The organism is uncultured Tepidimonas sp. (genome assembly GCF_938045175.1).
Taxonomy (GTDB): Bacteria; Pseudomonadota; Gammaproteobacteria; order Burkholderiales; family Burkholderiaceae_C; genus Tepidimonas.
In genome coordinates, this window is the sequence record NZ_CALIND010000031.1 from 1 (window position 1) to 9,407 (window position 9,407).

Below are 9,407 nucleotides of genomic sequence, written 5' to 3' on the forward strand. Positions count from 1 at the left end.
CATGGACCGACGCATTTCGCTGGCCGCGGCCGCGCGCTGGATTTCGGCGTCGGGTGGTGCCTAACTAGGGGGACCCGCTGCACTGCGTTGGTGCTTATGTTGCACCGCAGCAGTGCCGCCGGCGGCGACGGACGAGCGCACGACAAAACCGCCGCGCAGTCTGTCCTCTGAGCGGGGGGGCATGCATCGGTTGGCACGCTTTGTGCTAATTCTCAAACGAACGCAAAACCCGTCAATGCCGACGGACGCTTTGCGAGTGTGGCGTTCGATCGAGAGGACAACGGCGTCCCTCGCCCTGGCAGTGGCCCCTGCCTGAGGCGACGGACGCCGTTCGTGTTTTGGGTGCCAATTTTTTGATCAGTGATCAGGAGCCGTAACCATGACATCCCCTTCCCGCGACTCGTCTTCAGCGTTGTCGTCCGTCACCTGTCGCGAGGTCGCCGACGGTGCCACGCAAACCCAGGGTGTCACCCGGCGCCGCTGGCTCGGCCAAGGCGCAGCGTTGACCAGCGCCCCTCTATTTACCGCTTTGGGCCATCTGCCGGTGTGGGCTGCCGGCTCGGATGCGCCGGAAAAAACCGAAGTCAAGATCGGTTTCATCCCGCTCACCGACTGCGCCAGTGTCGTCATGGCCAACGTGCTGGGCTTTGACAAGAAGTACGGTGTCACCATCGTTCCCACCAAAGAGGCAAGCTGGGCAGGCGTGCGTGACAAGCTGGTCAACGGTGACCTGGACATGGCCCACGTCCTCTATGGATTGGTCTATGGCGTCCACCTGGGCGTCGGCGGCCCCAAAAAGGACATGGCCGTTTTGATGGGGCTCAATCACAACGGCCAGGCGATCACGCTATCCAAGGCGTTGGCCGACAAAGGCGCGATCGATGGTCCGTCCTTGGCCAAATACATGGCCACCAATAAACGTGAATATACCTTTGCGCAAACCTTTCCGACCGGTACCCACGCCATGTGGATCTATTACTGGTTGGCGACGTATGGCATCCATCCGTTTCGGGATGTCAAGACGATCACCGTGCCCCCGCCGCAAATGGTTGCCAACATGCGCGTGGGCAATATGGATGGCTTTTGTGTCGGCGAGCCATGGAATCATCGCGCCATCATGGATGGCATTGGTATCACCGCCAACACCACCCAGGATGTTTGGCCCGATCATCCCGAGAAGGTGTTGGGAACGACGGCGGAGTTCGTAAAAAAATACCCGAACACGACACGCGCAGTGATGATGGCGGTGCTCGAGGCCAGCCGCTGGATCGACGCTAGCCTGTCGAACAAGCTGAAGATGGCGGAAACGATTGCCCAAAAAGCGTATGTCAATACCAGTGTCGACACGATCAACCAGCGCATACTTGGGCGTTATCAAAATGGGTTGGGAAAAACCTGGGACGACCCGAACCACATGAAGTTCTTCAACGATGGCAAGGTCAATTATCCGTATTTGTCGGATGGCATGTGGTTCTTGACGCAACACAAGCGCTGGGGCTTGCTCACCAGCCATCCCGATTACCTCGCGGTGGCCAAGCAGGTCAACCAAATCGAGCTCTATCGTTCGGTGGCTTCCGCCATGGGTATCAGCGTACCCAAAGACACATTGCGCAGCAGCAAATTCATCGACGGCAGGGTATGGGATGGCAAAGACCCTGCCAAGTACGCCGATAGCTTCGCCATCAAAGCCTGATTTCACCGGGAGCACGTCATGGTTGCCGCCATTTTTCATTTGCCTCTGGATGAGGCGCCCACAGAAGACCGCAGCGAGGTTCGCCAGACGGTCCCATCGCACACGCTGCCGAAAGGCCCGGCCATGGGTCGTGCGCCTCTGCGGCCGCGGCTGGCTGGGTTTTGGGGGCGTGGGTTCGCTGGCCTGGCCGGCCTCGCATTGGTGGTCGGTATCTGGGCTTTGTTGACCAAAGGGGATCAAGGCCCCTTTCCCTCGCCCGCTTCGACCTTCGATGCCGCCGCGAAGTTATTTTCCGACCCGTTTTACCGCAATGGTCCCAATGACCAGGGGATTGGATGGAATGTCTTGAGCAGCTTGCAGCGCGTTGGGACGGGGTTCGGGCTGGCAGCATTGGTGGGTATTCCTTTGGGATTCATGATCGGGCGTTATGCGGTGCTCAGCGCAATGCTCAACCCGCTGATCGCCTTGTTGCGGCCCGTCAGCCCGCTGGCTTGGTTGCCGATCGGTCTGCTCGTTTTCAAATCGGCCAACCCGGCGGCGATCTGGACGATTTTTATCTGTTCCATCTGGCCAATGATCATCAATACGGCGACGGGCGTGCAGCGTGTGCCCCAGGACTATTTGAACGTGGCACGCGTGCTCAACCTGTCCGAATGGAAGGTGGTGACGCGAATCCTCTTGCCGGCCACGCTGCCCTATGTGTTGACCGGTGTGCGCCTGTCGGTCGGAACCGCGTGGCTGGTCATCGTTGCCGCTGAGATGTTGACGGGTGGCGTCGGCATCGGATTTTGGGTGTGGGACGAGTGGAACAACCTCAACGTCGAACACATTATCATCGCCATCGTCGTGATCGGATTCGTCGGGTTGGTGTTGGAGGCCTTGCTGATCCGTCTGGCACGACTGCTGACGCACGAGGAGGTGCGGACATGAACGAGACTCGCTATATCCAAATCCAGGGTGTTGAGCAAACGTTCAACACGCCACGTGGACCTTTCACCGCCTTACGGGATATCGATTTGACGATTGCGCGAGGGGAGTTCGTGGCCCTAATTGGGCACTCGGGCTGTGGCAAATCGACCTTGCTGAATCTGATCGCCGGTTTGACGCGGCCGACCCAAGGCGTCTTGTTGTGCGACAACCGTGAAGTCGTTGGCCCGGGACCCGAGCGGGCGATGGTGTTCCAAAACCACTCTCTGCTGCCGTGGTTGACGTGCTGGGGTAACGTTTATTTGGCGGTCGAGCGGGTCTTTGGCCAGCAGGAGCCCAAGCGTCGGCTTCAGGAGCGAACCCAGGCCGCACTGGATTTGGTGGGGTTGGCTCATGCCGCGTCAAAGTACCCTGCTGAAATCAGCGGGGGCATGAAGCAGCGCGTGGGGATTGCGCGCGCGTTGTCGATGGAGCCCAAGGTGCTGCTGATGGACGAGCCGTTTGGGGCGCTGGACGCGCTGACCCGTGCCCGTCTGCAGGACGAGCTGATGCAAATCGTGGCCCAGACGCACAGTACGGTGGTCATGGTGACGCACGATGTGGATGAGGCCGTGTTGTTGGCCGACCGAATCGTCATGATGACCAATGGCCCGGCGGCCACGATTGGCGAGGTGTTGCCGGTGCCCTTGCCCAGGCCGCGTGACCGGCTGGCGTTGGCCGACGACAGCACGTACCAACGGTGCCGCAAGGCCGTGCTCGATTTTCTGTACGCGCGCCACGCGCATCCCGCAGAAGCGCTCGTGTGAGCCGCATGGGAGTGGAACCATGGATATGCGAGTCCGAAGCGCCCGCAGACTGCGTCTGGTGATGGTGGGCAACGGCATGGCGGGTGTGCGCACGATCGAGGAGCTGCTCAAGCTCGCGCCCGACCTTTATGACATCACCGTGTTTGGGGCGGAACCCCACCCCAATTACAACCGCATTCTGCTGTCGCCCGTGCTCGCGGGCGAGCAGACCATCGATGACATCATCCTCAACCCGCTGTCGTGGTACGAGGACAACGGCATCACCCTGCATCTGGGCAAGAAGGTGGTGGAAGTCGATCGCAGCCGCCGCATCGTGCGTGCAGAGGACGGCACCGAGGCCGCCTACGATCGCCTGCTGCTGGCCACCGGCTCCAACCCCTTCATCCTGCCGGTGCCGGGCAGGGATCTCGATGGCGTGATCGCCTACCGCGACATCGCCGACACCAACGCGATGATCGAGGCGGCTGCGAAGTACCGGCATGCCGTGGTGATCGGCGGCGGCCTGCTGGGCCTGGAGGCGGCCAACGGCCTGATGCTGCGCGGCATGCAGGTCAGCGTGGTGCACATCGCGCCCTGGCTGATGGAGCGTCAGCTCGATGAGGTGGCCGGCAAAATGCTCCAGAAGTCGCTGGAGGAGCGGGGGTTGAAGTTCCTGATCGGTGCCCAGACCCAGGCCCTGATCGGCGGCCCCGACGGGCGCGTCATGGCCGTGCAGTTCAAGGACGGCTCGGAGGTGCCGGCCGACCTCGTGGTCATGGCCGCAGGCATCCGACCCAACACCGAACTGGCCGAGCGGATCGGCCTGCACTGCCACCGCGGCATCGTCGTCAGCGACACGATGCAAACCGTCACCGACCCGCGCATCTACGCAGTGGGCGAATGCGCCTCGCATCGCGGCGTCGCCTATGGTCTGGTGGCCCCGCTGTTCGAGCAGGCCAAGGTCTGCGCCACCCATCTGGCGCAGTTCGGTATCGGGCGCTACCAGGGCTCGCAGGTCTCCACCAAGCTCAAGGTTACCGGTATCGATCTGTTTTCGGCCGGCGACTTCATGGGCGGCGAGGGCACGGAAGAGATCGTGCTGCACGACCCCTATGGCGGGGTCTATAAAAAGCTCGTGCTCAAGGATGACCGGCTCGTGGGTGCCTGCTTGTATGGGGACACGGTGGATGGCGCCTGGTACTTCAAGCTGCTGCGCGAGGGGCGTCCCGTCCACGACATCCGCGACCGGCTGATGTTCGGCGAATCGAACATCGGCGACACCGGCCACGAAGGCCACAACAAGGCCGCAGCCATGGCCGACAGCGACGAGGTCTGCGGCTGCAACGGTGTGACCAAGGGCACTATCTGCAAGGCCATCAAGGACAAGGGCCTGTTCACGCTAGAGGAGGTGCGCAAGCACACCAAGGCCAGCGCCTCCTGCGGCTCGTGCACCGGGCTGGTGGAGCAGCTGCTGATGTTCGTTGCCGGCGGTGACTATTCGGCGACGCCCAAGCAGAAGGCGATGTGCGGCTGCACCGACTACAGCCATGAGGAGGTGCGCCAAGCCATCCGCACGCCGCTGGCCGACGGCCGCAAGTTGCTCACCATCGACGCGGTGATGCGCCACCTGAACTGGCGCACGCCCAACGGCTGCGCCACCTGCCGACCGGCGTTGAACTACTACCTGATCTCCACCTGGCCGAAGGAGGCGCAGGACGACCCGCAGTCGCGCTTCATCAACGAGCGCAGCCACGCCAACATCCAAAAGGACGGCACCTACTCAGTGGTGCCGCGCATGTGGGGCGGCGAGACCTCGGCCGACGAGCTGCGCCGCATCGCCGACGTGGTGGACAAATACCAGATCCCCACCGTCAAGGTCACGGGCGGCCAGCGCATCGACCTGCTGGGCGTGAAAAAGGAAGACCTCGTCCACGTTTGGCGCGATCTCGGTATGCCCTCGGGCCATGCATATGCCAAGGCGCTGCGCACGGTCAAGACCTGCGTGGGCAGCGAATGGTGCCGCTTCGGCACCCAGGACAGTACCCAAATGGGCAAGGACCTGGAGCGCGCGCTGTGGCGCATGTACGCCCCGCACAAGGTCAAGCTCGCCGTCAGCGGCTGCCCGCGCAACTGCGCCGAGGCGGGCATCAAGGACGTGGGCGTGATTGGCGTTGACTCGGGCTGGGAGATCTACATCGCCGGAAACGGCGGCATCAAGACGGAGGTGGCGCAGTTCTTGGTCAAGGTGCGCACGCCCAGTGAGGTGCTGGAGTACGCCGGGGCGTTCTTGCAGCTCTACCGGCTCGAAGGCTGGTATCTGGAGCGCACGGTGCACTTCGTGCAGCGCGTCGGCGTGGATTACGTCAAGCGTCGCATCGTGGACGATGCCACAGGCCGCAAGGAGCTTTGGGCGCAGCTGCAATATGCGCTGGACGGCGAACCCGATCCCTGGTTCGAGTTCGAAAAGGCGCGAGTCGATCTGCGGCAGTTTGAGCCGTTGAGCGCGTGATGCCGAAAAGGAGCGCTTCCATGACCGAATGGAAACCTGTCTGTCGTATCGAGGACATCCCGCGCCTGGGGGCGCGCCGTGTGCAAAGGGCCGTGGGCGGTGCGGTGGCGGTCTTTCGCACCGCCGATGATCAAGTGTTTGCGTTGCTCGATCGCTGCCCGCACCGGGGTGGGCCGCTGAGCCAGGGAATCGTTTTCGGTACCCATGTGGCCTGCCCGCTGCACAACTGGACGATCGGTTTGGCTGATGGCTGTGCGGTTGCGCCCGACGAGGGATCGACCCCTGTGTTCCAAGTGCGTGTGGAAGATGGGCGGGTTTTTCTGGACGCCGGCGAACTGGCCTCACTGGGGCTCGAACCGTCGGCGGCGGCGGCCAGTTCCCGATGCGATTGCCCAGAGGCGTTGCAGCCATGACGCAAACCCGCTCGACCTGTCCCTATTGCGGGGTTGGCTGCGGCGTGATCATCGAGTCCGACGGCGGTCGCATCACCGGCGTGCGCGGCGACCCTGAGCATCCGGCCAACCATGGCCGCCTGTGTACCAAGGGCAGCACGCTGCACCTGACGGCCGATCCGGCGGTGGCCGCCGCCACGCGGCTGCTCTACCCGATGCGCCGCGCGGTGCGGGGTCAGCCGCCGCAGCGCATTGACTGGGAGACAGCGCTGGACGAAGCGGCCACCCGCTTTGGCGACATCGTCGATCGCCACGGCCCCGATGCCGTGGGCTTCTACATCTCGGGCCAGCTCCTCACGGAGGACTACTACGTCTTCAACAAGCTGGCCAAGGGCCTGATCGGCACCAACAACATCGACACCAACTCGCGCCTGTGCATGAGCAGTGCGGTGGCAGCCTACAAGCTGACGCTGGGGGCCGACGCGCCGCCCAACTGCTACGAGGACATCGACCACGCCGAGGTCATCTTCATCGCGGGCGCCAACACCGCCTACGCCCATCCCATCCTGTTTCGGCGCATCGAAGACGCCAAGCGCGCCAACCCCCATCTCAAACTGATCGTCGCCGACCCGCGCCGCACGGAAACGGCCGAAGTCGCTGATCTGCATTTGCCGCTGCAACCCGGCACCGACGTGGCGCTGTTTCACGCGATGTTGCATGTGCTCATCTGGGAGGGTCTGATCGACCCTGCCTTCATCGCCGCCCACACCGACGGCTTCGAGGCATTGAAGAAGCGCGTGGCCGAGTTCACGCCGGGGGCGGTGGCCACGCTGTGTGGGCTGCCGGCCGAGGCGATCGTGCAGGCGGCGCGCTGGTTTGGTCAATCGCGAGCGACGTTGTCCCTCTACTGCCAGGGCCTGAACCAGAGCAGCAGCGGCACCGCCAAGAACGCCGCCCTCATCAACCTTCACCTGGCCACTGGCCAGATCGGCCGCCCCGGGGCCGGGCCCTTCTCGCTCACCGGCCAGCCCAACGCCATGGGCGGCCGCGAGGTCGGCGGCCTGGCCAATCTGCTGTCGGCGCACCGCGACCTGTCCAACCCGCAGCACCGTGCCGAAGTCGCCCGCCTGTGGGGAGTGGCCGACGTGCCGGCCACGCCGGGCAAGACAGCCGTCGAAATGTTCGAGGCCGCCGCCCGCGGCGAGATCAAGGCGCTGTGGATCGCTTGCACCAATCCGGCGCAGTCCCTGCCCGACCAGGCCACCGTGCGTGCGGCACTGAAGCGCTGCGAGTTCGTCGTGGTGCAGGAAGCCTTTGCCACCACGGCCACCTGCGCCTACGCGGATCTGCTGCTGCCTGCCAGCACCTGGGGCGAAAAAGAAGGCACCGTCACCAACAGCGAGCGCCGCATCAGCCGCGTGCGCTCCGCCGTGGCGCCGCCCGGCGAGGCCCGTGCCGACTGGCGCATCGCGGTCGAGTTCGCACACCGGCTCGAAGCCCGCTGGAGCGCGCGCCGCAACGGCCAGGCCACGCTCTTTCCCTACGACACTCCCGAAGCCATCTGGAACGAGCACCGCGAATCCACCCGCGGGCGCGACCTGGACATCACCGGCCTGAGCTATGCGCGGCTGGAGCACGAGGGCCCGCAGCACTGGCCCTGCCCCGAGGGCCAGGCCCCGCGCGCGCGGCTGTACGAGGACGGGCGTTTCCCCACGCCCGATGGGCGTGCGCGCTTTGCCGACGTGCCCTACACCCCCCTGGCCGAGCCGCGCGATGCCCGCTACCCTTTCAGCCTGATCACCGGCCGGCTGCGCGACCACTGGCACGGCATGAGCCGCACCGGCCTGCTCGGGCGCCTGTTCGGTCATGTGAGCGAGCCCGCCGTGCAACTGCACCCGCAGGACATGGCGCGGCGTGGCCTGAAGGACGGCGACCTCGTCCATCTCACGTCCCGGCGCGGCTCCATCGTGCTGCCGGTCCAAGGCAGCGAGCAGGTGGGCCTGTCCCAGGCCTTCCTGGCCATGCACTGGGGCGGGGAGTTCCTCTCCGGTGCTAGCGGCACCGGCGAGCGCCTGGCCGGCGTCAATGCCCTGACCACCCCCGCCTTCTGCCCGACATCCAAGCAGCCCGAACTCAAGCACGCGGCCGTCAAGGTGCTCAAGGCCGAACTGCCGTGGACCCTGCTCGCGGCCGCCTGGCTGCCGGTGGGCCAGGCCCATCGCGCCATCGCGGCCCTGCGCGAGCTGATGCCACGCGTCGCCTACGCCAGTTGCGTGCCTTTCGGGCGCGAGCCCAGCGAGCGCGGCGTGCTGGGGGTGCTCTTTCGGGCGGCCGCCGTCGAGCCCCCCAGCGACGAGTGGCTCGCGCACATCGAGGAGGCGCTCGGCCTGGCCGGCGCCGAGGTGCTGCGCTACGTCGACGGCCGCCGGGGCCAGCGCCGCGCGATGCGCCTGGTGCCCCGCGGGGACGGCCGCCAGGACGCCCGGCTCGAAGCCTTCGTGCTGGCCGGCGACACCCGCGCCGAATCCTGGGTACGCGCCCTGCTGCAAGACGAAGGGCCCGCTCAGGCCTATGGCCGCGCCCTGCTCGCGCCCGGCGCCAAGCCGCCGGCAACGCTGGCCCCGCGCAGCCGCCAGGTCTGCACCTGCCTGAACGTCACGGAAGGCGAGATCCTCGCCACCCTGGCGCAATGCCAGGGCAGCGCGGAAGACCGCCTGGCTCGTCTGCAGGCCGAACGGCGCTGCGGCACCCAGTGCGGCTCCTGCGTGCCCGAACTGCGCCGGCTGGTGCGCACCAGCCTGCAGGCCGCGTGACAAGGGGGCCCCTGCCTGGATCGCACACCCGACGCACGACCTCATGAGCATCGCCCCCTACATCAAGGAGATCGGCCGCGGAAAGGAAGGCGCCCGCTCGCTGAACCGCGAGCAGGCCCATGATCTGATGTGCCAAGTCCTCGACGGCCGGGTCAGCGACCTCGAGCTCGGCGCCTTTGCCATCGCGATGCGCATCAAGGGCGAATCGGTCGAGGAGCTGGCCGGCTTCTTGCAGGCCACACGAGAGCGCTGCCTGCCCATCGCCCCCGGCCGCCCCCTGGTCGTGCT

At 65.2% G+C, this 9,407-nt stretch carries 6 protein-coding genes and 1 pseudogene; all 7 read left to right on the forward strand.

From position 1 onward, the window contains the following. The first annotated feature begins 379 nt into the window (after positions 1-379). A complete protein-coding gene (locus Q0716_RS01475; protein WP_299018889.1) occupies positions 380-1,693 on the forward strand; it encodes a CmpA/NrtA family ABC transporter substrate-binding protein in 1,314 nt (437 codons plus the stop codon). An 18-nt stretch (positions 1,694-1,711) separates the two neighbouring features. Continuing rightward, positions 1,712-2,623, forward strand: coding sequence for a nitrate ABC transporter permease (gene ntrB, locus Q0716_RS01480; protein ID WP_299018891.1), 912 nt, complete (start codon positions 1,712-1,714; stop codon positions 2,621-2,623). Further along, a complete protein-coding gene (locus Q0716_RS01485; RefSeq protein ID WP_299018893.1) occupies positions 2,620-3,426 on the forward strand; it encodes an ABC transporter ATP-binding protein in 807 nt (268 codons plus the stop codon). Before ntrB ends, Q0716_RS01485 begins: the two co-directional genes overlap by 4 nt. Positions 3,427-3,445: 19 nt before the next feature. Beyond that, positions 3,446-5,914: a nitrite reductase large subunit NirB gene (gene nirB, locus Q0716_RS01490; protein WP_299018895.1), complete on the forward strand. Its 2,469-nt coding sequence runs from the start codon at positions 3,446-3,448 to the stop codon at positions 5,912-5,914. A 20-nt stretch (positions 5,915-5,934) separates the two neighbouring features. Then, entirely contained in the window at positions 5,935-6,327 is a 393-nt protein-coding gene (gene nirD, locus Q0716_RS01495; RefSeq protein WP_299018897.1) for a nitrite reductase small subunit NirD, read from the forward strand. Beyond that, a complete protein-coding gene (locus Q0716_RS01500; RefSeq protein ID WP_299018899.1) occupies positions 6,324-9,119 on the forward strand; it encodes a nitrate reductase in 2,796 nt (931 codons plus the stop codon). Before nirD ends, Q0716_RS01500 begins: the two co-directional genes overlap by 4 nt. Before the next feature lie 43 nt (positions 9,120-9,162). Further along, a pseudogene (locus tag Q0716_RS01505) lies at positions 9,163-9,407 on the forward strand (DNA-binding protein YbiB); the annotation flags it as partial.

Excerpts from the sequence above, each read along its gene's own strand:
- Q0716_RS01500 (WP_299018899.1), top strand. The coding sequence starts at position 6,324 with ATGACGCAAACCCGCTCGACCTGTCCCTATTGCGGGGTTGGCTGCGGC.
- nirD (WP_299018897.1), top strand. The coding sequence starts at position 5,935 with ATGACCGAATGGAAACCTGTCTGTCGTATCGAGGACATCCCGCGCCTG.
- ntrB (WP_299018891.1), top strand. The coding sequence starts at position 1,712 with ATGGTTGCCGCCATTTTTCATTTGCCTCTGGATGAGGCGCCCACAGAA.
- nirB (WP_299018895.1), top strand. The coding sequence starts at position 3,446 with ATGGATATGCGAGTCCGAAGCGCCCGCAGACTGCGTCTGGTGATGGTG.
- Q0716_RS01485 (WP_299018893.1), top strand. The coding sequence starts at position 2,620 with ATGAACGAGACTCGCTATATCCAAATCCAGGGTGTTGAGCAAACGTTC.
- Q0716_RS01475 (WP_299018889.1), top strand. The coding sequence starts at position 380 with ATGACATCCCCTTCCCGCGACTCGTCTTCAGCGTTGTCGTCCGTCACC.